The organism is Rhizobium sp. 32-5/1 (assembly GCF_029537235.1).
Classification (GTDB): Bacteria; Pseudomonadota; Alphaproteobacteria; order Rhizobiales; family Rhizobiaceae; genus Pararhizobium.
In genome coordinates this window covers 760,944-783,340 of the sequence record NZ_CP120639.1, presented here as the reverse complement: position 1 = coordinate 783,340, position 22,397 = coordinate 760,944, and the positions used below count along the sequence as shown (strand labels likewise).

Below are 22,397 nucleotides of genomic sequence, written 5' to 3'. Positions count from 1 at the left end.
ATTCATCTTTCTCAAGGACGATCAGTGCAGACCGTCGAACTGGACGCAATACAAGTTCAGCTCGACGGTGGTGCTGGCCGCGGTCACAACAACGAACGCATCGTTTCTATACCGACCCAAAGTTACCAATCCTTTGAAATGGCTATGCGACGACCATTCTCAAGCCCCAAGGGGCGACGGTCGATCGCGCCTATGTGATGGAGTCACAGACCATGGACCGGCATCTGACCTATGTCGCCATGACCCGTCATCGCGACGGCGTGCAGCTTTATGCGAGCCAGGAAGAATTTTCCGGTCGTCACGCTGGCCAAAGGTTGGCCCCCGGACGTCTGCTCGAGCACGGCAGAGCTCCATATGAGAACAACCCGAAAAACCGCAACAGCTATTTTGTGACGTTGGAAGACGACAGGGGCAGCAGCAGACGGTCTGCAGCGTCGATTTCGAACGGGCGATAAAGGACGCAGCACCGGAGGTCGGCGCGAAGATCGGTCTTGAGCATGCGGGCGGGAAACGGCGCGACTGCCCAACGGCAAGACCGCCGAGCGCAACATTTGGAAAGTGCACGGCGCCGACGAGCTGGCCTTCAAGGCGCTGGAGGACCGGCTGGGCCGCGCCAGCGTTAAGGAAACCACGCTCGACTACATCCGAGACTTCGCCAATCGCCGGGGATCGCAGAAAAAATTGGTATCCTTAGCGAGATCGAGGTTGATCGTGTTGCGATGCAGCGTCAGGATCAAGGCTCCCCTGCCGCCCATCTCGCAAGGGAGCATCAGGACCGGTTTGCGCTCGAGACAGGCGTTCATGATGAGCGACTTCGATTGCAGGCCGGTTCTGAGCGCGGTCGCGAAGAGGCTGCTGCGGTGGGGTGACGTAGACAACCGCGTCACGCTTTCGTTCGAACGAACGTGGATCGCCGGGCCGACGCGCTTTTCCTGATATCGCTGACATTTCGGTCTTGCCCGGCGCTGTCGTCACAATTGTCGCGCTGCCAACTTGCGCCAGGTCAAGCTTCTCAACGGGTTGTAGGATTCGCCGGAGTTCGCCAGCGCCTTGTGAGCTTTTTCATCGGCCTTGATGATCTCTTCTAAACTTTGGAAGCGGACATCCGTTCCTAAGATTTGGTATCGCGCATGGCAGCAGCGTGTGACCGGACAGTGGTGACCGATCTTGCGCCACGATTGTGACACTGGCCCAGTCGCTGCTAGTCGCCTCGCCTCCTGCGTCATAAGACCGGCATTGTAGGCGATGATGCGTCGGCGATGCCGTCATGCCCAAAAAATGAGACTGCCATAAGTGCCGGCCAATCAATGACTATACGGCACGCCGGATCCAAACCGTCTTCGGCACCGTGGAGGCTCGCAACCCCGCTGGATGTTGTGCCCTGATTGCCGCCCTGGCATGGACGGCACTTTCCATAAAAGGAAGATGTCGAGCGATATAGCCGCATCTTTGCTCGTACCCGAAATCACTCAGACGAAACCGACATCGAGATAGGGGTGTGCAGCAGACGGCATAGCTGTGTCTTGTTGGAACGGATTGGGGTATCGCACGTTTGGAGGAATGACAAAGCCCGTGCCTGCCGCGTGATGAAGGAACCCACCATGCCTCCGATGCAAGCCATTCAACGACCCGACCGAGATGCGACGCTAAACACCGCTGTCGAAGCACTTCGGCCCTCATTTGACGATATTGTTCAACTGGCAAATGTCAGCGTAGAAGCTGCTGCTGGGCCGGAGATGCCAGAAGCATTTGTCGCCCTTGCGCAAAGGGCAGAAAGCGTCGGGTGGACATTTGGCATTGCGGAAGATGCCATCAGACAATTGGCGCATGAGTACCTCGGCGCGCGAGCTGCCTTCAGCGATTGACTTTCGTATCCACTGTTTCGTCATCAAAATTCCGCCGCTGAGCAGCCGCTAGAGTTGGCGGAAACGCCGATGAGGCACGTTTATTTTGTTCTGACTGGGTGCCGGCTGCGTATTGAAGCCTCAGCCCACATCAAGCGTCGACAGTTTCGACTCGTGCACCTCCGAGAGATGAAGAAATGCATTCGGACCTCTCGCCGCCGGACTGGTTGTTGAGAATTTTCCGCCCGATTGTTCAGGCCTTTGTGGGAACGATGCTCAACACCGGGCATGATCTCCCGCTTTGGAGCGTCGTAAGATCGAAGCTTGTCGGTTATCATTACACGCGGCGCTCGACCCTGGCTCTTCAAGAGCTTGCGCATCAGGCGGTTGGCCGCCTTGGCATTTCGGCGGCTTTGCACCAGCACCTCCAAGACGAACCGTCCTGGTCAACGGCGCGTCACAGCCAGTGCTTCTTGCCTCGAATCGAAATGGCGGCCTCATCGAGGTGCCGTTTATCTCCGAGCCGACCGGATGATCGACGGCGGATCTCGTTGGCGAAGGTGCGGCCGAATTTCTCCGCCCACTGCCGGATTGTCTGATGGGAGACAATGATCCCACGAGCAGCCAGCAAGTCCTCGACCATCCGCAGGCTGAGAGGAAAACGGAAATAAAGCCACACGGCGTGAGCAATGATTTCAGCGGGAAAGCGATGGCGGCGATAGAGCGGTCACGATGTGGCATGCCCCGTCATCGCACATCGAATTCCACATTCCGTTAAGTTGACGATGCCGGTTCGCCTGCTGCTGACGATCGTCCTTGCGGTCGTCGTTCTGACCGGGGTATCGCTATGTCAGCAACACCGACAGCCCCTAAGATGAAATCGGCATCACGCTCACAATGCGATGCCTGGTCCGATCAACAGCTGGGGCTGCGCCAAACTCAAAACCACCTTCGCCAGTTCCCTGCCACCGTACGGCTGCGCCGCCGGCGATGCGACGCAGTGGAAGTAGGACTGCGCCGATGGCGAAGCCAGTCGTTTGCGTCGAGCGTGTATGGCTGTCGATGGTCCCTGCGCCCGACTTGCGAAGACATCTGAGTGCACCTAGAAGGCGTGCACATAGTTTCGGTTAAGGTCGTGAGACGACGAGCATCGTGGAGCATGGTATCAGAAAGCCTGGGCCAGGCTGGACGCTCCATCATTTCGAGAATGGCCAGGTAGGCTACGTCCCACCTGCTTTAAACAATACACTGTCCCATTCAGGTGGGAATTCGATTGTCAACAACGACATATATTGACCGGGAGGTTTATATGGCTGATATTCCTGAAGACATAATCGCCTATTGGAAAACACAAGGCCTCGTTCCATTGAGCGAGACGCAGATTACCGAGATTGAGGATTTTATAGGAAAAAAGGTTCCGGAATCCTACAAGCAGTTCATGACGACATACGGCCCATGCGGATTTGATATAGGTGGACGTTGTTCAATTCATGCCGCATATGACGTGAATCTTGAGAGTGTCGAGAAGACCGTTCTCGTGGAATATATTTATGATACGTATTATTTGAAAGAAAATCAGGAAATATTTAGCAAAGAGATGGCTCATTACAATGAGGTAGGCTCTCGTATTCCTCCTGATATGTTAATCATAGGCTCGGCCGCGGCTGATACAGCCGGGCAAATCCTTCTCAATGTATCTAGTAAGAACAATGGGTCTGTTTGGTACTGGGAACGTGTCGACGAAACCTGGGGAGCGGGCGAGAATACTTTGCTTGGCTTACTTGGCAAAGACATTTTCGACGTCATCACACGCCTCGAACGCGGTTGAAGCCAGATGCTTGCGTGCCGGGTAGTTTGAGTGGAGAATTTGACTATGGCCGAAATTCATCCCGATATTCTCGCTTTCTGGCAGGACGAACCACAAAAACTGGGAACGCCAGAGGAGCTCCGCCAGTTGGAAGCCGACCTTGGCACCACATTACCTGACAGCTTTAAAGAATATCAATCCGAGATCGGATACAAGCGGATATACTTTAAAAACGAAAAATATAAATGGGGGAAATGGAGGCTGGAATCAATGCAATATATGACATGGGCGCTCAAGAAGGAGAGCGTCATATCGTATTTGCCTATTTTTACTCAATCGACGGAGTAAGAAACAACCAGCAAGATTTCGCGTCCTCCATGAAACTGGCAGACATCGGTGCACGTATTCCCCCTGGAATGCTCACGGTCGGTTCTGCAATGGGGAAGACACAGGGCCAGGTGCTTCTGGACCTCTCAGACAAGAACAACGGGACCATTTGGTATTGGGAGCGGGCCGATGAGACATGGGGCATGAATGGAAACGATAAACTCGGTTTCCTCGGAAGAGATGTTTTCGATGTGATTTCCAGACTTGTTCCCTATGAAGGCTAGCTTTCAGACATAGTGGCGATCTTGTATTTCACCGGAGCGTCAAGTGGATCGGCGCGTTGCAACCTTGACGTTTGCGCACGGAGACAAAGGCGATGGACCACTGCCGGATTGTCTGATGGGCGATAATGATCCCACGGGCAGCCAGCAAGTCCTCGACCATCCGCAGGCTGAGAGGAAAACGGAAATAAAGCCACACGGCGTGAGCAATGATTTCAGCGGGAAAGCGATGGCGGCGATAGAGCGGGTCACGATGTGGCATGCCCCGTCATCGCACATCGAATTCCACATTCCGTTAAGTTGACGATGCCCCTGGATCACGGTCAAAGGTCCCCAAGCAGCCGGGCGGTGAGCCTCACTCTTTCGACGACCCTTTCACTATGATGTTCTGTCAGGCGACTAATCAGTTTGGGGCCGAGCCAGGGAAATTACCGGTCTCCACTTGGTTCGTCACAGTTGCACTTAATCTGAGATTCTCGGCCGATAGAATCTCAAATTAAGTGCCAAACGGGAAAACCACTGCGGCAATCTCACGGTTAACTGCCAAACGACAAATGGAGGTTCATATACCAATTCGGAAACGCGTAACGACGCTTGGCCCTGCGAGAAAGCCAGACCGTCACTCCTTCGTTCAGGTCGCCTCACCGAGGCCGTTCCAGCCCTGCTAAAACATCAAGGGGCCGGGGTTCTCCGCTGACCTTTTTGTTGTAAGAAGACTTTCATCCGGCTTGCAAAGCCATCGCCGCCTCGGCTTTCTTGGCCTTCAGGAATTGCGCAATGCAATCGACGCCTCACGCCTTCGTTTCTCCATACGTGCCTGACGTCGCCGCATGCCTGGAAGCAGTGGGGCGTATGGCCAAGGGTGAAGGCGTCACGCTTACACCGTTGCCCAGAGTGTGGATCGTCAAGTTCAGCCAGGCCGCTCCATATTATCGGGGACGAAACGCTGGCACGTCACTGGCGATCGCCGCATCCGGTACAAAGTTGGTTTCCGTCGAAAATGAGCGTTTCGTCAACGATGCGAGTCGATTTCTGGTCCTGCATGGAGAGCGGCCTTATGATGCCGTCGTGGAGGGGTCCGAGGAAGAGCCCTATATTGCACTCAAGCTGCAATTGCCGCCGGAGCTGGTGGCAAAGACGCTGATCGAATATGCCGAAACCGGATATTCACAGCCGCAAGCAGACATGACGATTCCCGCATTTTGCGATGTTCTGACCCCGGATCTAGCCACTTCCCTCCTGCGTCTTATCCGAGCGCTCGATGACCCGGCTGACTGTTTAATGCTAGCGCCGTCCTACCTGCGCGAAATCTGCTACAGGCTGCTGCGCTCGGAGGCCGCTGGCGTTCTTCGAGCCTCCATCACGAGCGACGACGTGAAACTTGTCAGAGCGATGCGCTTCATCGAAGAAGGAGCCAGTTCGCGACTGACGGTTGCGGATGTCGCCGCCGAGGTGGCTATGAGCCCGTCGCATTTCGCCCATCGGTTTCGCACCTGCGTCGGCGTGTCGCCGATGCGCTATCGCGCTCAGGTTCGTCTCGAACGGGCGCGCCTTCTGCTGTTGAATACGGCGGCGACGGTTTCGCGGGCGGCCGAAGAGGCCGGCTATGCCAGTGACGCGCACTTCTCAAGAGATTTCAAAGAATTGTTCGGCGTGTCTCCCCGCGCCTATGTCCGCGATATGCAGGCACTGTTCGGGCATGGCGGCTAACGCCAGCGCAAAGTGCAATCGCAGAATCAGGTGCTTATTTGGCAGGAAAAGGTCTGTGCGGGATTTTCTCCCTGTCGTACCAGAACTGCCATGTTCAATTCCAACAGGGATGCAAAATGTCAGTCAGCGTCGTCGTTCAATTCAAGGCTTTGCCCACAAGCCTCGCCAGCTTCCAGAACATCATGGAAACAGTCAAGATCGACCTTCCCACGATACCCGGCTGCCGGGGTGTCTCTGTTATGCAGGACCTCGAGGACTCCTGCCGGTTCACGCTTGTAGAAGTTTGGGAGAGCCAGGCAAGGCATGCCGCACATGTCGAGGGCCTGATCGCTGACGGAACATCGGCCAGCATTGCCGCCCATCTGGATATGCAGCCAAGTTCGGGCTATTTCCGCACATTGTAGCTTGGCACGAACAGGGCGCTGCAGCGATGAATCTTGATTCAACCAGTCCCGCAGTGCCCGCTGCCTTGTGAGGCCTGACCACGCGCTGTGTTATCCACGACGCGTGCTCACTCGAGCGTAGACGCCGTATCGACGTCAGGCCCCGTCACTGAGACGGAGCCTGATCTGAACTCAGTAATTGGCGCTGTAGACCAGCGGCACCCAGTCGTAGTTGGTCTCGTCCCGCCTGACATGTCCGATACCCGGAAAGGCATGATGGGCGCCTGCGACCAAATATTTCTGATCGGCTGCCTCGGCGAAAGCAACGGAGCGTGAGGCTGCTGCCATCGTCTGGTCCACGTCGAAATCGACCGTGACCTCCGGATGGTCATATTGCAGTACGTCGCCGTGCACGATGTCACCCCAGAACACGATCTTCTCTCCTGGCTCTCCACTAGGATACCACTATGGCCGGGGTATGGCCGGCCCGCAACACCGAGCCAAAACCGGGCAGAGGGGCGGCATCGTCTGCAAAGGTTTCAAACTTCTTCGCCTCGACGTAAGGGCCGACGCATTTTTCGGCTTGGGCGATCTGCGGACCCAAAACCTTATCGGCCTTTGCCTTGGCATCGGCTTTCAGCCAGAATTCGGCTTCGCGCTGGTTGACGTGCAGGGTCGCGTTTTCGAACACGCGCTTGCCATTGGAAACAAGTCCGCCAGAGTGGTCGGCATGGATGTGGGTGAGGATGACGTCGTCGATCTGGTCCGCCCTGTAACCCGCAGCCTCGATGTTGGAGATGAGCTTGCCGAGCGCCGGTCCCATCAGGTCGCCCGTCCCGGCGTCGATCAGAATGAGCCTCTCGCCGGTGTTGACCAGGAAAGCATTGACCGAAACTTCCGAACCCGCCTGGAAACGATCGGCGAGATATGTTTCTGCATCGCTTTCGGTGATGTGCTTGTATATTTTCGACATTGGCAGTTTCACCGTGCCGTCGGAGACAGCGGTGATCTCGTAATCACCGAATTTCAGCCGGTAGAAGCTAACGGCTTGCTTGCCGACCATTGGCGCCTTGGCGAAGGCGGCGGCAGGCAAAGTGGTCATGGCACCGGCAGCGAGGGCTGCGCCGGCTGTGCTGATGAGAATTGAGCGGCGGGTCTGCATGGGAAACTCCTGCTTGCTGATCGGCGTCTTTGATGAGGGTCTTGGAACTGACCTGCAACGCACATATGTATCGCGCCAGTAGCAATCAAATCGATGCGGCTCATGACAACTATCGATCATTTCAATCTGCGCTCTTTCGACCTCAACCTGCTCGTTGCCTTCGACGCTTTGATCGCGGAAGGAAATGTCACTAGGGCGGCTCGACGGCTGAAGATCCAGCAACCCGCGATGAGCCATTCCCTATCGACACTTCGGGTCCTGCTGCAGGACGAATTGTTCATTCGGGTAGGCCAGGTGATGCAGCCGACAGCGCGGGCCCGCAGTTTGGCCATCCCGGTGCGCCATGCCCTGCGCCAGGCGCAATTGGCGTTGACCGGTAATCAGGCGTTTGATCCTGCGACGGAAGAACGGACGTTCCGCATCGCCATGTCGCCGGAAATCGAACTGCTGCTAATTCCCGAGCTGACGATGCGCTTGCGACGCGACGCACCCGGGCTCAAGGTTTTGGCCAGAGTGTTTCCTTACGAGGCAATGGAGCCTTCTCTGGAAGATGGCGGTATCGACATCGCGGTCGGCTGCACCTACACAAAGACGAGCCGCCGGTCCTTCGAGACATTGTACGAACCGGAAATGGCATGCTGCTACAACCCGGCGCTGCTGCCTCTGTCTAACCCGGTGGAGCTCCCGGACTACCTTTCCGCCGAGCATGCGACCATCTCCCAGAACGAGACATTGCAGGGTTGCATCAAAGATGCATTGGAAATGGCCGGCGTGGAACTGAACGTGATCACAGCCGCACCGGGCTATATGTCGGTGCTCTCGGCGGCGCAGGTCGCACCGGTGATTGCCACCGTGCCGAGCCGGATCGCCGGTCGTTACGCGGCACTTCTCGGCCTCGAGGTCAGCCCGTTACCCTTGAGTCTTACCTTTCCGTCGGTGAAAATGGTCTGGGCGAACCATGCCGACAACGACCATGCGAATGGCTGGCTGCGCCAGCAAATCCGCGACAGCCTCGTGTGCACCGCGGTCGGCGGTCAAAAGTTAGATGTTTCGGTGTAGATCAACGATGACAGCCTCGTTTCCCGGTATTCATGAAACTGTCGGGGTATCGTCGCATTGACACCCAGTGCCAAGACACAAGGTGGTGGAGCGCCAACTTACACAGTGTAACTGCGTCGCCTTGATAGGAGTCGAACCGGCGACAGGTTGGTCAGATAGCTTAAGTGTCTGAAAAGACATTCTTCTTCGTAGGATAACGCCTATTTATGGAACTTGGCCGGAAAGAACCAGGTAGTGGCCCTTGCCGGGCATGCTGAAGGCACAGTGTTCGGTCTACGTCAGCTTCTCCGCACACAGCGGGAATGGATGTCGGATGCAACGACTTAGCAGTTGACTTGGCGAAACCGATTTTGCGAAAAGAACAATTTGGGAGCGGCGATGAGTCGATTTTCATTTTTCGGATGGCTTTGGGCTCTAGTCATCGCTGCAACGAGTGGTGCTGTCTACAGCGTCGTCGTCTTCGATGGTCGCGCCCCCATCGGGGCAGCTTATGCGGTGGTAATCATTGGTCTTCTCCTGGTCTTCGAGCAGGATCTGGTTCTTCCTCGGTTTCGTCTTTGGTTGATGGAGCTTCCTACGGCCGTTTACTTCCTAATGACGCTCATTCTCAACGTAGCGACCATTGCAGTAGGAACCTTTGTCGTCGGCACGCTACTGTGGCTTTTTGGTTTTCTGGATTCGTGGTCCGAAGCGGTGCTCCCTAATGGCGGTGTTCTTATTTATGCTTTGTCTGTTTCCGCACTCATCGTCTTCGTATTACGCATGCGGGACCTTGTCGGGCGAGAGGTGTTCGCCAGCCTCCTTCTGAGCCGTTACAGACGACCACGTCCTGAGAACAGGGTTTTTCTTCTCGTTGATCTTATGGGATCGACAAGCTACGCAGAGCGCTTTGGCGACTTACGCACCCAGCGGTACCTCGGTGAATTCCTGAAAACAGTTGCGTTATCGGTCCGTCGATTTGATGGCACCGTTGACGACTATATCGGTGATGCGGCTTTGATCACATGGCGTTTCGAGAAGGGGATCCACCGCTCCGCATGCATTCGATGTGTCCTGCACATCCTTGAAGCGATACAGGCAAAACAAAGCTTCTGGATCAATGAATTCGGAGAAGTGCCTCGCTTACGGGCTGCTCTGCATGGCGGTCCGGTCATCGTTGCAGAAATCGGCCTGGATCATCGTAAAATTACGTATTTTGGCGATACTGTGAACACAACAGCGAGGATCGAGGGGCTTGCCCGCGAACTTGGTAAGGACTTTCTCATCTCGGACAGTTTGCTGAACCAATTTAAGTCAGTGACCTTCGCGACAACGGAGCGGCTCGGGAGTTATTCTTTGAGAGGCAAGGGACAATCTCTATCCGTGACTGCAATAAGTGCTGCGCAAACACCGCCATGACACGGTTCCGAATTCAATATTTATCAACATCATATCCCGCTTACGTCATCAAATCGGCCACGCACGAGCATTAATATATAAGTTTACCAATTTGCTCCACCCCTAAGGATCATCTGGCGGAGCATCGGCGATATCGGCAAGTTGCAGCATTCTTCGGGTAACAATGCCGCATCCGCCTCAACGAGAAGGTTGGCATCGGCAAGCCGATTGCGATGATTTTCGCGCTCATGTTCAAACCTGCTAAGCGCGAATTCAACCCGAGAGATGGCGCCGATCGGTCGATCGGCGTTTGGTGACCGGATTATCAACTTCTTAGTCGCCATCTGTGCGCCGAAGCATGCTCCAACCACGCTTGAAATTTCAAACTGTAAACAGCATCAGTCCAAGAACCGCGAAGAGCAGGATTTGCACAAATCCTGAGTTGTCGAGGTACCTTCGGCCTCGTCACCGGTAGAACGGTAAGCCGCCGTAGCCGATCAACATGAGGATCGAGATGATAGTGGCCTGCGGTGAATTGAAGGAGCCGTTGCCCGTACACAAGGTGTTTGGTAGCAGTAGCGCCACTCCAACGAGCACGATGATCATGCATACGAATGTCATTGCGCCGGGCGCGTTTTACTCCTGCTCGCCATACCGGAACGCTCCCGCGAGAAGGCGCGACCCGTTACCAAGTTCATGATGATCATCATGACAGCGAAAATCAAGTCAAGCACGATGACCGACATGGCAATGGCGGGTGCGATTTAGATATCGACGACACGGAGCGCACCTGTCATCCAATAGTGGCTCATAGTCCGTCAGGTCATCCCTCAGTCCGCAGTCACCTCCCAATGATCGTCCGGATTGAAAGTTTTAATCCCCGCCGCCATCGTTTCGGTCGTCTGACCGAGATCGGCCTGGTAGATCGTGCCGTTGGCGTTCACGGTGAACGTGTTCACGCCGGTCTCACCGTAACGGATCGGCCATGCGACCAGCGCAAATCCGGCGATCATGTTGTCGTTGATGACGTAGTCGAACTGGCCGCCCGCGATGTTGGGTCCTTGGCTTTCGATGATCCGGTAGCGATAGCCGTAATAGCCGTCCCCAGCCTTAGCCTTGTCGAGCGCCGCACTCTCCTCCAGGGCGTTGCCGGCTGGGCTCTCGCCCTCGCCGAGGTCCGGCGACCAGTAAAGGCCATCCGTCTTTCCGTCGCTGCTAATCAGCTTGCGGGCATATTCCAGCACGCCGTCCTCGTCGCGGTCGGCGGCGGCATATTCCTTCTGGGCGTCAACATAGGCTCGCATCGTCGCGAGCGTCTGTAGTTCGTTCTCACCGACGCGGCGGTTGATGATCTCCTCGAACCCGGCATAGGTATCGAACGACCATTTTCCGTCATCCCCTTTCACCACCGGGAAAGGCAGCGGCCACAGCTTGTTACCGATCTCGACAATCTTGCGGCCATCGACATCCTGCACGAGCACCTTGAGCTTCGCACCGTCGCGTATCTCGGCATAGGTATCCATCACGCCCTCGCTCGCCTTCGTTTTCGCGGCGTCGAGACCTAGCAGGGCCGCGAACGTGTCGAAGTCGTCGGCTCCGAGCGCCGCCTTGAAGGCATCAATGGCCTGCTCCGGCGTGTCGAACACCGGCGGATCGTTCGGCGCGGCAAAGGAGGAGATGACCTTGGCGTCCGATGGATCGGCAGCACCCGCAATAGTCGGGGCGCCTAAGAGCACGGCAGCGAACACCGAACCCAGGAGCATGTTTCTAACTGACATTGTCATGGCTGTTCTCCTTGTTTCAGGGGTCAACGACGACGACCGCCGCCACGAGGGATCTGCCGATTGCCACCACGGTTGCCGCCGCTCATGGCCTGTCTTCCCCGGTTGGACTGGATCTGTGTGCGTCTGCCGCGATCCACGTTTCCAAGCGCCGATGGTTTTCGTGCACGATTGTCGATCCGAGTTGCGGGCTTCGCCTTCGCCACAGGGCGTTTGGCATTCGGGCGCTGTTTGATGTTTCCGGCGGCCTTGGTCGACCGTGCTTCCGGTCTGCGGTTCTGAGCCGCTTGCGCCGCCTTCCTCTCCGGCTTGTTCCGGTTGATCCTGTCGGCATCGATCTTGCTCTTGCGGACGTCGTTCACGCTGATGTTGCCCGGCTTAATGCGGATGTTCGTGACACGGTCGTTGCCGATGACATTCGCCCGGTTCCGGTCGCCGTTCGCCTGGATGTTGTTCCTGAACGACGTGCGGTCGATGTTGTTGAACTGGTTCTTGTTGAACTTGATCTTGCTGCGGTCGACGTTCTTCCAGTCCAGATCGTTGATGTTGACCTTACCGTTGATGTTGTTGAAGCATTTGTTGCAGTCGATATCGACATTGCCGTTCCAGCGCCCGCCTGCAACGCCCCAACGGTTCCAGTCTACTGCCGCGGCCCAGACTGCGCCCGTCACGATACCGGCAAAGAAAGTCGCGGTCGGATAATAATAGCTCGGGTATGGCTCGGGATAATAGGCGATCGGCGCCGCGACATAGCCGGGCTGGTAAAGCATTTCCGGCTGATATTGCGGAACGTAGATCTTCTCCGGGTTTGCAGCCACGATGACGACATTGTCGTTTTCCTGGCTGATCTTGATCTTGTCGTCGGTCTTGATGATGCCGTCGGCGACCGCCTTGTCGCGCAACTGTTGGATCGCGATCAATACGTCCTTCTGCTGGTAGGTGAGCGCAGCCCCGAGCGACTGTGTCCAGTCGAGGTCGTCGCTCATCATCGTGACGATCTGCGGATAGTTTAGAAGCGAGACGATGCTACCGTCCCACGTCGACTTCGGCTTGAGCTTTAAATTCTTCTTGAGCTGGTCTTGGAAACGGGCGGCCTCAACGACCTGCAAAGGGTACAGTGACGCGGACGAGACAAGCGCAACGAGTTCGTCCGGGTAGAGCGCAATGCGTGCCACAAGGATCTCGAGTTCTTCCTCGGTTAGCGGCGCAGGCGTTTCATCTTCTGAGGCGGCCGCAGCGGCAGCGGCCGTATCCTGGGCGAAGGCCGGCGGCGAGCCGTAGCGCTCCGTTGGTATTCCGGCCAGCGACAAGCACAGACCCGTGACGACTAATAATTGAAACCGTCCGGCCATTCCAAATACTCCTTGTCCTGCGAGCGATCCTAAGATCCGTATATTGTGAAGGCGCGCTAGTTCAGATCAGTTTTCCGGGAGATCACAAAGTCTGGCCATCAGAACTTCAAGCGGAAAATGCAATGTATGTTACCGAAACTTAAATGTTCAAGCGACATGTTACGATACCAATAAGCTGCGACCAAGTAGTTGCAATTCCAAGCGTGTTCCAATGATCGAATCGGACTTCAGGACCTCGTCGCAACAGAATAGGCCTTCAGTGGCACTCGCAGTTCGGATATGCCGGCCACTCGTCCCATGAAACGACGGGCGAGATCGACCAACTCAGCGGTTCGCAGCGGCTAGAGCCTCGTTGTGTTTGGCCAGTGCCTGTTGGGCGGCAGCCGCGATGTTGCCGCTGCTGTCCCCTCCTGCGACCTGCACCGTCGGGAACGCAGGCTTGATGTTGTTGTCGTGAAACGCCTGGTTGATCCGCATCAGGGCGCGTCGCTTGAGCGTGAATTGTTCACCGGGAATCGTGGTGAATTTCATCCGGAGGATCAGGCCTGAATCGCCCATGCTGTCGATGCCCTGCATCTTAAGCGGTTCGATGGTGATCGGCGCAAGCTCCGGATCGGCGAGCAGTTCCTGCCCGATTTTCTTGATGATCTTGCGCGCCTTGTCGACGTCGGTATCGTAGCCGACCGTTACCGTCAGCTTCTCGACCACCCAGTCGCGGCTGAGATTCTGGACGGCGCCGAGCTCGCTGAACGGAACGATGTAGATCGCGCCGCGATGATGGCGAAGCTTCACCGATCTCAGGCTGAACGATTCGACAGTGCCCTTGTAGGACCCGCTCGATATATATTCGCCGACCCGGAAGGCGTCGTCGAGCAGGTAGAACATGCCGCTGATGATGTCCTTGACGACCGTCTGCGCGCCAAAACCGATGGCGACGCCGACCACGCCGGCGCCTGCGATAAGAGGCGCGATCTCGACGCCCAGCGCTGACAAAGCCATCATGATGGCGACTGCCACGAACAAAATCATCAGCACATTCTTGAGAATGGGTAGAAGCGTCCGGATGCGGGCACGCCGTCGTTCGCGTTCGCTGCCATGCGCATGCGCGAGTTCGGTTTCGCCAAGCTTCCGGTCGATCAGCACTTTCACGATATTCCAGACAAGGTCGATCACCAGCAGAATAATGCCGGCGCTCAAGGCCCCGCGCATCAATCGTCGCGCCGCCGAATCCTGCTCGGTAATTCCGGTCAGATTGATCTCGAGCACGTCAGCCAGGAAAAGGATTGCCCCGACGATGAGCGCAGCGCGTATGCCGCGTTCGACCATGACCGAGATGACGCCCGGTTTGCTCTGGACCACGACGACGGCTTCAGTATCGGGATTGGCGATGACAGATCCATCCGGCAGAGTATCTGAGCCGGGCTGAACCTCAATTGCTGTAGGGAGGGCGGTGTCGGGTTGAGTACCGACATTGTAAGGTGAGTCTGGGTCGGCACCGGTTTCGACAATATTGTTTCTGAGAAGATTGTCGACAGAAGCCCGTGTCAGGGCGATTGCGCCGGGGAGCGCTGCCGCGACAACGGCAATCCAGAACGGCTTCATCATTCCGACAACCCAGAGAAGCCAGAGCGAAACGAAGTAGACCGACCAAAGCCAGTTGCGTGCACGCATGCCGATACGGCCAAAGCGGGTCGCCTCACCAACGGATGGCATGGCTTCCGGCCGATTCCAGATCGCTTCGATACCGAGAATGAGAAGAACGATCCCAAGCGCATAGGCCGCGACGTGCAGGGACGGTTCGGCAAAGCCAAGCGCCCGGAGAAGGTAAACGGTGATTGACCCGAATGCGTACCAGCCAACGATATAGCCAAGTCGTTTAGTCCAATGGGCGGCCGACTGATCGCTGACGGGGACAACGCGGAAGCGTTCCGCATGGGCAAAACCACCCGATCCGGGCGGTGCAAGGAGAAAATCGAAAGAGGCCCTTGCGAGCCGGAAGATCACCACCGCGAAAAGGTAGCCGACGATGATCTCGCGGATCAGCGGTGGCCATTCGAATGCCAGGAAAAAGCCGATACTGCCAAGCGCGAAGGCCAATATGGAGCAGATTGCCCAAAGCAGTCTGACGGAAATCGCGATGAGCTTCTCGCGCACGGTCAATACCCGCAGGGAGGCAATCCAGGCGCGCCAGCCCGCGCTCAACCACCAGAAGCACCATTGGGCAGCCAGACCGGCAGCGACGAATGCGATCACGAAGTAGACTGGGCGTATCCCGATGCTGGTGTCGATTTCGTTTTGCAGGACCGCCGCGGCTTTGCCGAATTCTGCCGGGAATGCCTGCATGCCTTCAACAAGGAGCGCGACATGTGCCCGAAAGGTTGTCGCGAAACTCGCATAGGAGACCGGTTTGTCCACCACGACTGGGGGTGTTGTCGTTTCCTTGGCCGATTTCGCATTCAGCAGCCATGCACGAACTTGCGGGTCTTCGACCAATTCCAGGAAGCGCTGTACCTTTTCCTCCAGGGCAGGATCAGTGGCCGTGGTCTGGGCCGACGCCGGTGATGAATAGACATGAAGTCCAAACGCCAGAACGAGCCCGCAAAGAACTATACGAATGGCGGCGGATAGCCGGATCGAAAGCGACATCTTCATTGTTTCCTGCAGTTTACAGACGAGGCGGCCTGGCATTTTGGCAGTGGTTTTGACCGGGACATGCCGGCTGGCCCTAGCGCGTCGAGCTGGCTCGAGAAATTGTCACGGGTATTCGCATCGACGATGGCGACCGGGGCCGCGAGTAACAGCCCTGCAGCGTTTCCTGCCGCCGCCGCAGTGCCGGTTGTCGCCGCGAGTATGGTGTCCCCAAGCCCGATACGGTTGTCAGTGAGGGTCTGGCCGTCCGAGATCCGCGCGCCAATGAGACGAACGATCTCCGGCGATTCGGCAAATTTTCCATGATTGAGCCTGTCGCCCGCCTTCACTTTGGTCAGATCGATGACCTTGATGTCGGCATCCGCCAGTTCCTGCTTGTAGGGCGCCTGTTCGGGGTCGATGGAACCGAGACGGGCTACATCGCCCCAGACGCGGCGAGAGACCGCCAGCGCCCGATCGTCGCGCGAGACGAAAAGCGTGAACTGCGGGTGCGGTGTGCCCATATCAACGATCTGCGAACGGAAGACGTCGACATCGACATCGGGAGCCGCCAGCATCACGTTCTTGAATTTGGCCGGCAGCCCACCATTGCGGATCGCCATCTGCCGCAGCGCTTCCAGCGTCAGCCAGTTGCCCATTGAATGAGCGAGGATCGAGACTTCCTTCACCTCCGCGTCCTTGGCCAGGTACTGGAACAGGTTTTCCAGCGCATTGCGGGTGTAATTGGTGCTCTCGCGGTCATAACCATAGGCAAGCAGGCTGCCGCGCGATGGCCATGTCACGAGGATCGGTGCGCTGCGGACACCGGAGTCCTGCACGATTTGGGCAAAACGGTAGACGCTGTCCTCAAACCTGGTGTTAAACCCGTGGATGAAAACGAGCGCGCTACCATCGGGCGTCTTTCTGACAGACGTGTTAAGCCAGGCCTTGGCCGCATCTATGTCGATCATGTCGGCCTTGAGGGTCGCAAAATCCGTGGCCGGGTTTGGCGGAAGCTTCTTCGGCCAGGATACTTCGCCCACCTTGCGTGCGCCGTCCGGCGGCACAGAGACCGTGATGTCCGCAAAATTAGGTGTCCGTGCCCGCTCGCCGGTAAACATCTCGCCGCGACTGACCGATGGGCTGCGTGTCGTTGCGATCAGCATCTCGACCCTGTGCGATTGCGGTGCCGTATCGGCAACGGGTGTGAGCACGTTTTTTCGATGGCCGCCGCACCCGGCCAGCACCGATATCAGAGCGCATGCCAGCAACCGTATGCCAAGGGATGACCGGACGCGCTCGCCGCGTCGTTTACTAGTCTCCATCCGAAATCCCTCAAGCTGTGCGCGACCAGCGCCCCGCGCTGGTGCTTCAGTGTGCTCTAATGCCGAATGAGCAATCGTGCTAGTCCGTTCTTTACGCAGGGTAAATCATTCACCCGTCGGCGACGACCCCAAGATGTTGAAACAGTCCTCGACCCTGTCACCGTGAATTGGCACTTTAAGCGTGGCAAGCCCCATATGCGTTGGAGCTAATTCGAAAACTGGCATCCGCTGTGCGACCCAATCTCTGGATTGCAGATCTTAGGCGACCTGATATTCATAGCCAGCGTTTCGCGCTGGTTAGGGACTTCTGGATATGATCCGTGCGCTATTCATCCGCGACAGCTGTGTCGTATCGTCTCACGTAGAGCAAGGACATTACAGTGGCATCGGACGACCTTCTCACCGACCCGGCACCCTCAGCACAAACAGCCAATCCGCTGCGAAAGGTCGCGCTGATTGTCGTCCTGCTGGGGCTGATACTCTTTGTCCTTTCCGTCTTCATGGAACGACGGACGCCTTCGTCGTCGCAGGCCCAGGTCCAGGCCTATGTCGTCGGCATCGCGCCGGAGGTGACGGGGCGGGTCGTTGAGGTGAACGTGACCGACAACGCGGCAGTCGAACCGGATCAGGTTCTCTTTCGCATCGACCCGGCCCGCTACCAGATCGCTGTTACGGAAGCCGAAGCGGCTCTTGCTCGTGTCGGCCAGTCGATCGGGGCTTCGACGGCACAGGTCGATGCCGTTCAGGCAAGGCTCGTTCAAGCGCAAGCCAGCCGCGACAATGCCGGCGAACAACTGGGCCGCGCGACCGAGCTGACCAAACGCGGCGTTTACGCCAATACAAAACTGGACGAAGCACAGCTGGCATTCGATCAGGCCCAGGCGGCTGTCACCGCGGCCGAAGCCGACCTTGTCAGTGCGCAGGCCGATCTTGGCCCGGCGGGGAACGACAATCCGGAGCTCAAGCAGGCCCTTGCTACCCTGGAACGTGCCCAGCTCGATCTGCTGCGAACAACGGCGCGCGCGCCTTCGATAGGCGTCGTTACCAATCTGCAACTTTCCATCGGCAAGGTGGTCAGTGCCGGACAATCCGCCATGACCTTCATTGACGTCGGAACGGTGTGGATCGCGGCTGCTTTCAAGGAGAACAGTCTCGAAAGGGTTGCGATCGGCAATCGTGCAGAGGTCCTGTTCGATGCGCTTCCGGGGCAGATTTTCGGAGCGACGGTCGAAAGCGTCGGCCTCGGCGTATCGCAGGGAAGCACGGATCCGAGCACCGGCCTTCCGACGATCCGAAACGATAGTGGCTGGGTGCAGGAAGCGCAGCGCTTTCCGGTCCGGCTCGTCATGGATGACGGAAGACCAAAGGGCGTCCGTTACGGTTCGCAGGCGACAGTGGTGATCTACACCGGAGACCACCCGGTCACCAACGCCTGGGGATCGCTCTGGATCCGGATCATGTCTGTGCTGACCTATGTCAATTGACAGCGCCCTAGCCGCGCAACGACGCAAGGGACTGCGGGTGGCGCTCGCGGTTTCCCTCGGCTTCACCGCCTCGGTTGCATCGGGCGCGCTCGTTCCGTTTCTGGGACCGCTGTTTGCGGCGCAATTCCTTTTGTCGAGTACCGCGCCAATGCCTTTTGCCAAAACCCTCGGCATGGCGATCCTCATCTTCGTGGTCGGCACGGTCATGTCTATCCTGACATCGTGGTTCGGCGAACACCCGGCCAGCTTTCTACTTCTGCTTGGCCTGTTCTACTTCTCCTGCTTTGTCGCCCAGTCGAGCGGCAAGGGCGGTGCCGCTATCTCCCTTGTGCTGATCGTGGGCGTCATCGTGCCGCTGCTCGGTATTCTCAACAAGGAACTAGCCGCCTCTATCCTGTCGATCCTGCTCCTGGGCGTGATCAGCGGTGCGGTGCTGATGTGGCTTGCCCACGCGGTCTTTCCTGAACCCGCCATCGTCGATGAGCCAGAGCAGCAGGCCGTTATCTGTCCTCCCGATTACGGGCGGGCGCTGGCGAATACCGGAATCCTGCTCGCCATTATGGCGATCTGCCTGACCAGCGATAACCTGACATCCGCGGCCGTCATTCCGATAACGGTGATAACACTTCTGACGCAGCTTGATGCTGCTGCCACCGGAAGGGCAGCGTTCGGCCTTGCCATCGTGAACCTCTTCGGCGGGATTATTGCCTCCGTCGCCTATGAGGCGCTCAATCTTCGACCCAACCTGCTCTCCCTGTTTCTCATTACGCTTGTCGTCTGCCTTTTCATTGGCGGACGGGCGGCGGCACGGTCACCGGACGCACGGGTGTATGCGGGCGCACTGACGATATTCCTGATCCTGTTCGGGCTCGGCGTCTCGCCTTTGCCCGGGAGCGCTGCGGAATCGTTTTCGACGCGCATCCTCTATGTCGGTGCGGCAATCCTCTACACGCTTTTGGCAACCGCACTGCTCTGGCGGCCGCGTGTTGCCAAAGTTGAAGTGGCGTAACAGGCAGACAGGAGTTTCCATGCGTTGGAGAACAGGTGGCATTGTCTACGCGCTCCTTCTTGCCGGGCAGACGATTGCTGCGTCAGCATTGTTTTGGATCGTGTTTCCGGTTTTCCACGAGATCGTCACGAATCTGGGCGAGCGGCAGGAGTTACCGCCGTCGCAACAGCTTTCAGCACTTGGCAGCGCAGCGTTCCTGCACCTGTGCTACTGGACTAGGTTGACGTGGGTTCCTGTCGTCGCTCCGTTCCACAGCGTGTTCCTTGGACATGTTTGCGCTTTCGCGAGCCGCGTCAGTTTCTTCTTCGGCGGGGCGCTGTTCTCGGTCCTCTTTTTCCGTCACCTGCCCGCGCTGGACGTCATGCCCCCTTGTCGCGGACGGCTTTCTCGACTGTCGAGGTCGTCGCCGTACTGTTTGGTCTCTACTGCTATTCGCGTGAACTCGATCGGTTGGCGATGGCGATCGAGGAGCCGATACCTTGAATAACGACAAAACAATACTGGCCCCGCCGCCCGATAAAAATTGCATTCGTCACAGGCTCTAAATTCCGCACCAGATCTAAGAAACGAAGGCTGTACCCGCAAACGATTTTGATCCTTTGCTGCTCTCGCGGAATAGGATTGTCCCGGCCCGCCACCGCCTCGTCAAATTGGCCAAGTATAAAGGCGAGACGCGTGCGGAACTTATGACTGACGTTCGAAAAAATGTCCTTTTGGCCCGATCGATTTCTGCCAGGGTAGCTTGCCGTTATCGTCAACAGCACATACAGAGCCGGATCGACGAACTCCTGCCGTGGCATTGTTCGGTCGTACGTAACTAGCGCTACCAATGACCGCCGATGGCTTAACTGCTGCAGTTCGCCCGCCTCTGATCCGAACGGCGGCAACGGGCAGCGCGGGCTTTCAATATTGGACACAGATGACGTCTTGCGAATCCCCTGGACATTCCTGCATTTAGAGCGACTAAACCCTGATGTTCTCTTGACGCCCACCATGCGGTATCGCAAGTTCCAGCAGAATTTCAAAGGGGGCGATATGGCTGATAAAATCCACGGTTTTCTGCCGGCTACGGCCGAAATGCCAACGAACCGTCAGCGACTGATTATCCGTTATCTCTTTGGAGTTCTGATCGACCTCGTGGTCCTTGGCCTGTTCGATGAGTTTTCGGACAGCGTCACTGTCGCTTCCTTCAGTTGGTCGTTGCTCGCTGCTGTATTGTTGCAGGCCCTATTGAAGGCGACGATCGCCATCGAGCATTATGTCGCCGAGTTCTTCAAGGCAAGGCAAGGTGCCTTCATGAAGTTCATGCGGTTCTTCGGCGCATGGGTGGTGCTGTTCCTATCCAAATTCGTGATCCTGGAAGCGATCACCTTTGTGTTCGGGGATAGGGTTCGCTTCGATGGCATGCTGCACGGGGTCGTGACACTCATAATCGTCGTAACCGTTATGGTCGTCGCCGAAGAAGTGATCGTGCGACTGGTCAGATGGGTCCGTTGAAACGGACCTTGGTTGAGCCAAAAGCAAAAGCCGGAAATGGCGCAGAGTTGCCATTTCGCTTCAAGGCCGGTGGCGTTGATACCGCATACCGAAATAAAAAACGTTGAGCCGAGGCCTACGAGGCCGCTTGCAGCATCCGCAGAAATGTTAAGCTCGCGTATTTGGTAACAGTGATCATCTTTCTGTCCTGTGCTACCGGGTCAGTTCTCAGTGGCAATCAACAATTACGGCGACCCAGGCCAATGGGGGTGCCGTCGTTTACCTCACCAGCGGCGAAATTGTCTGGGTCGAAAATATAAACAGAGAGGTTGTGTCGCCGGAGCCGAACGCCGACTTTACCCCTCGTTGACTCTAGCCGCGACGAATGGAGCACTAACCGGGGGAGCCTCTTCCCAGTCGCCCAAAACCAGAGCGAAGGGTGGCGTCTAGATCATATGGTAACATTCGAAAATGCGAATCGATTTATCCGACCAATCCATCGATGCCCTTGCTGAGATCATTTCTGGGGGCTCAGCGAATGGGGTTGAGCCGTCCATCGGTATTTATCGACAGGCCTGGCGGCTTGAAGCTTGGTTCAGAAACTATGGCATCTCGTTTGGGGTTGCAGGCGAAAGCCGACTACCCGCGACCAAGACAGCGATCCGCGAGGCCAACTTTATAGACGATGAGGATTTGCTGCGGCGGATTATCGAAGGTGCCGCGGATCCTCGGGACTTCATCAAAGAGCCTGATCGCCACGCTGCAGTCGTTGAGCATCTAAACAAACACCTATTCTTTGATGGTCTAAAGCTTGAGCGTGCGGGAAGGACGATGCGGCTCATCGCAATAGCCGAGACTGCTGCAGTCACAGGCGAGCTATCCGCCATGGCCGCTGGCATAGACTTCGATACTGTAAGCCGCGATCTTGATCGCGCCTTGCGAGCGGCTTCCACTGATCCCGAAATCGCTGTGACGGCGGCTTGTGCTGTGGTCGAAAGCGTCTGTAGATCGATCCTCGTCGAACTGGACATCGAATTTCCTACCAAGCAGGATATCTCGGGACTCTATCGAGCTGTGCGAGACCCGCTCGGCCTCGACCCCACAAAGGAAGGCGTGGCCCCAGAGATAGTAAATGATGTTAAGGCCGTGCTTTCTGGCCTGGTGACGTCGGTCCAAGGTATAGGCTCTCTTCGCACCCATGTCGGAGGTGCTCATGGCAAAGAGAAGGGGTTTCGTCGCATTGATCCCCGCATCGCAAAGCTCGCAATCCATTCGGCTTCCGCAATTGCACTATTCGTCATAGAGACATGGCAGCTGCGATATCCCGGACGAAGACTTCCTTTGAGTGACGTGCCGGCGGGAACTTGATAAATGCGCGCTAGCTCCCGGCGC

The 22,397-nt window shown here is 56.9% G+C and carries 19 protein-coding genes and 4 pseudogenes; 15 read left to right on the top strand and 8 right to left on the bottom strand.

Translation table 11 applies throughout. The features are described 5' to 3' along the window. Positions 1–212: 212 nt before the first annotated feature. The 3 genes from P6U16_RS28575 (at position 213) to P6U16_RS25380 (ending at position 1,865) form a co-directional block, all read left to right on the top strand. Positions 213–455: a hypothetical protein gene (locus P6U16_RS28575; RefSeq protein WP_349017710.1), complete on the top strand. Its 243-nt coding sequence runs from the start codon at positions 213–215 to the stop codon at positions 453–455. A 103-nt stretch (positions 456–558) separates the two neighbouring features. Further along, positions 559–936 (top strand): hypothetical protein, encoded by a 378-nt coding sequence (locus P6U16_RS28570; RefSeq protein WP_349017709.1) that lies wholly within the window; start codon positions 559–561, stop codon positions 934–936. A 665-nt stretch (positions 937–1,601) separates the two neighbouring features. Beyond that, positions 1,602–1,865: a hypothetical protein gene (locus P6U16_RS25380; protein ID WP_277704192.1), complete on the top strand. Its 264-nt coding sequence runs from the start codon at positions 1,602–1,604 to the stop codon at positions 1,863–1,865. A 188-nt stretch (positions 1,866–2,053) separates the two neighbouring features. Here P6U16_RS25380 and P6U16_RS25375 read toward each other — a convergent pair. Continuing rightward, positions 2,054–2,538, bottom strand: a pseudogene (locus P6U16_RS25375) (IS6 family transposase); the annotation flags it as partial. Positions 2,539–2,623: 85 nt separating this feature from the next. Here P6U16_RS25375 and P6U16_RS28565 point away from each other — a divergent pair. From P6U16_RS28565 to P6U16_RS25360, 4 genes and pseudogenes are all read left to right on the top strand, one after another. Continuing rightward, positions 2,624–2,854, top strand: a pseudogene (locus P6U16_RS28565) (hypothetical protein). Between the two features lie 299 nt (positions 2,855–3,153). Further along, positions 3,154–3,672, top strand: coding sequence for an SMI1/KNR4 family protein (locus P6U16_RS25370; RefSeq protein WP_277704191.1), 519 nt, complete (start codon positions 3,154–3,156; stop codon positions 3,670–3,672). Between the two features lie 45 nt (positions 3,673–3,717). Beyond that, positions 3,718–3,999, top strand: coding sequence for a hypothetical protein (locus P6U16_RS25365; protein ID WP_277704190.1), 282 nt, complete (start codon positions 3,718–3,720; stop codon positions 3,997–3,999). Positions 4,000–4,028: 29 nt separating this feature from the next. Beyond that, a complete protein-coding gene (locus P6U16_RS25360; RefSeq protein ID WP_277704189.1) occupies positions 4,029–4,262 on the top strand; it encodes a hypothetical protein in 234 nt (77 codons plus the stop codon). Between the two features lie 97 nt (positions 4,263–4,359). Here P6U16_RS25360 and P6U16_RS25355 read toward each other — a convergent pair. Beyond that, a pseudogene (locus P6U16_RS25355) lies at positions 4,360–4,521 on the bottom strand (IS6 family transposase); the annotation flags it as partial. Between the two features lie 515 nt (positions 4,522–5,036). On the opposite strand from P6U16_RS25355, the gene P6U16_RS25350 reads away from it, so the two are divergent. Then, the gene (locus tag P6U16_RS25350; RefSeq protein ID WP_277704188.1) at positions 5,037–5,969 is read left to right on the top strand and encodes an AraC family transcriptional regulator; all 933 of its coding nucleotides are present in this window, start codon (positions 5,037–5,039) and stop codon (positions 5,967–5,969) included. A gap of 116 nt (positions 5,970–6,085) precedes the next feature. Beyond that, a complete protein-coding gene (locus tag P6U16_RS25345; protein ID WP_277704187.1) occupies positions 6,086–6,373 on the top strand; it encodes an antibiotic biosynthesis monooxygenase family protein in 288 nt (95 codons plus the stop codon). 171 nt (positions 6,374–6,544) lie between these two features. Here the strand turns inward: P6U16_RS25345 and P6U16_RS25340 are convergent. Further along, positions 6,545–7,514: pseudogene (locus P6U16_RS25340) on the bottom strand (MBL fold metallo-hydrolase). A gap of 102 nt (positions 7,515–7,616) precedes the next feature. Here P6U16_RS25340 and P6U16_RS25335 point away from each other — a divergent pair. Together P6U16_RS25335 and P6U16_RS25330 are read left to right on the top strand one after the other, a co-directional pair. Then, the gene (locus tag P6U16_RS25335; protein WP_277704186.1) at positions 7,617–8,573 is read left to right on the top strand and encodes a LysR substrate-binding domain-containing protein; all 957 of its coding nucleotides are present in this window, start codon (positions 7,617–7,619) and stop codon (positions 8,571–8,573) included. Positions 8,574–8,951: 378 nt separating this feature from the next. Then, positions 8,952–9,971: an adenylate/guanylate cyclase domain-containing protein gene (locus tag P6U16_RS25330; RefSeq protein ID WP_277704185.1), complete on the top strand. Its 1,020-nt coding sequence runs from the start codon at positions 8,952–8,954 to the stop codon at positions 9,969–9,971. Between the two features lie 809 nt (positions 9,972–10,780). Here the strand turns inward: P6U16_RS25330 and P6U16_RS25325 are convergent. The 4 genes from P6U16_RS25325 to P6U16_RS25310 form a co-directional block, all read right to left on the bottom strand. Continuing rightward, on the bottom strand, positions 10,781–11,734 hold the full coding sequence (locus P6U16_RS25325) for a DUF2950 family protein (RefSeq protein ID WP_277704184.1): 954 nt from the start codon (positions 11,732–11,734) through the stop codon (positions 10,781–10,783). Between the two features lie 23 nt (positions 11,735–11,757). After that, positions 11,758–13,083, bottom strand: a complete 1,326-nt coding sequence (locus tag P6U16_RS25320) for a DUF3300 domain-containing protein (protein ID WP_277704183.1) — start codon at positions 13,081–13,083, stop codon at positions 11,758–11,760. Positions 13,084–13,407: 324 nt separating this feature from the next. Next, positions 13,408–15,729: a mechanosensitive ion channel family protein gene (locus P6U16_RS25315; RefSeq protein WP_277704182.1), complete on the bottom strand. Its 2,322-nt coding sequence runs from the start codon at positions 15,727–15,729 to the stop codon at positions 13,408–13,410. Positions 15,730–15,731: 2 nt separating this feature from the next. Next, entirely contained in the window at positions 15,732–17,036 is a 1,305-nt protein-coding gene (locus tag P6U16_RS25310; RefSeq protein ID WP_277704181.1) for an alpha/beta hydrolase, read from the bottom strand. A gap of 380 nt (positions 17,037–17,416) precedes the next feature. On the opposite strand from P6U16_RS25310, the gene P6U16_RS25305 reads away from it, so the two are divergent. Both P6U16_RS25305 and P6U16_RS25300 read left to right on the top strand, forming a co-directional pair. Further along, positions 17,417–18,520: an HlyD family secretion protein gene (locus tag P6U16_RS25305; RefSeq protein ID WP_277704180.1), complete on the top strand. Its 1,104-nt coding sequence runs from the start codon at positions 17,417–17,419 to the stop codon at positions 18,518–18,520. Then, the gene (locus P6U16_RS25300; protein ID WP_277703429.1) at positions 18,510–19,529 is read left to right on the top strand and encodes a DUF2955 domain-containing protein; all 1,020 of its coding nucleotides are present in this window, start codon (positions 18,510–18,512) and stop codon (positions 19,527–19,529) included. The genes P6U16_RS25305 and P6U16_RS25300 overlap by 11 nt, the downstream gene beginning before the upstream one ends. A gap of 428 nt (positions 19,530–19,957) precedes the next feature. On the opposite strand, the gene P6U16_RS25295 is transcribed toward P6U16_RS25300, so the two are convergent. After that, on the bottom strand, positions 19,958–20,446 hold the full coding sequence (locus tag P6U16_RS25295; RefSeq protein WP_277704179.1) for a hypothetical protein: 489 nt from the start codon (positions 20,444–20,446) through the stop codon (positions 19,958–19,960). Between P6U16_RS25295 and P6U16_RS25290 the strand changes: the two genes are divergently transcribed. Next, a complete protein-coding gene (locus P6U16_RS25290) occupies positions 20,439–21,026 on the top strand; it encodes a hypothetical protein (protein ID WP_277704178.1) in 588 nt (195 codons plus the stop codon). The genes P6U16_RS25295 and P6U16_RS25290 overlap by 8 nt on opposite strands. A 450-nt stretch (positions 21,027–21,476) precedes the next feature. After that, positions 21,477–22,373 (top strand): abortive infection family protein, encoded by an 897-nt coding sequence (locus tag P6U16_RS28560; protein WP_349017708.1) that lies wholly within the window; start codon positions 21,477–21,479, stop codon positions 22,371–22,373. The last annotated feature ends 24 nt before the right edge of the window (positions 22,374–22,397 follow it).

Excerpts from the sequence above, each read along its gene's own strand:
- P6U16_RS28575 (WP_349017710.1), top strand. The coding sequence starts at position 213 with ATGGACCGGCATCTGACCTATGTCGCCATGACCCGTCATCGCGACGGC.
- P6U16_RS25380 (WP_277704192.1), top strand. The coding sequence starts at position 1,602 with ATGCCTCCGATGCAAGCCATTCAACGACCCGACCGAGATGCGACGCTA.
- P6U16_RS25370 (WP_277704191.1), top strand. The coding sequence starts at position 3,154 with ATGGCTGATATTCCTGAAGACATAATCGCCTATTGGAAAACACAAGGC.
- P6U16_RS25365 (WP_277704190.1), top strand. The coding sequence starts at position 3,718 with ATGGCCGAAATTCATCCCGATATTCTCGCTTTCTGGCAGGACGAACCA.
- P6U16_RS25360 (WP_277704189.1), top strand. The coding sequence starts at position 4,029 with ATGAAACTGGCAGACATCGGTGCACGTATTCCCCCTGGAATGCTCACG.
- P6U16_RS25350 (WP_277704188.1), top strand. The coding sequence starts at position 5,037 with ATGCAATCGACGCCTCACGCCTTCGTTTCTCCATACGTGCCTGACGTC.
- P6U16_RS25345 (WP_277704187.1), top strand. The coding sequence starts at position 6,086 with ATGTCAGTCAGCGTCGTCGTTCAATTCAAGGCTTTGCCCACAAGCCTC.
- P6U16_RS25335 (WP_277704186.1), top strand. The coding sequence starts at position 7,617 with ATGACAACTATCGATCATTTCAATCTGCGCTCTTTCGACCTCAACCTG.
- P6U16_RS25330 (WP_277704185.1), top strand. The coding sequence starts at position 8,952 with ATGAGTCGATTTTCATTTTTCGGATGGCTTTGGGCTCTAGTCATCGCT.
- P6U16_RS25325 (WP_277704184.1), bottom strand. The coding sequence starts at position 11,734 with ATGACAATGTCAGTTAGAAACATGCTCCTGGGTTCGGTGTTCGCTGCC.
- P6U16_RS25320 (WP_277704183.1), bottom strand. The coding sequence starts at position 13,083 with ATGGCCGGACGGTTTCAATTATTAGTCGTCACGGGTCTGTGCTTGTCG.
- P6U16_RS25315 (WP_277704182.1), bottom strand. The coding sequence starts at position 15,729 with ATGTCGCTTTCGATCCGGCTATCCGCCGCCATTCGTATAGTTCTTTGC.
- P6U16_RS25310 (WP_277704181.1), bottom strand. The coding sequence starts at position 17,036 with ATGGAGACTAGTAAACGACGCGGCGAGCGCGTCCGGTCATCCCTTGGC.
- P6U16_RS25300 (WP_277703429.1), top strand. The coding sequence starts at position 18,510 with ATGTCAATTGACAGCGCCCTAGCCGCGCAACGACGCAAGGGACTGCGG.
- P6U16_RS28560 (WP_349017708.1), top strand. The coding sequence starts at position 21,477 with ATGCGAATCGATTTATCCGACCAATCCATCGATGCCCTTGCTGAGATC.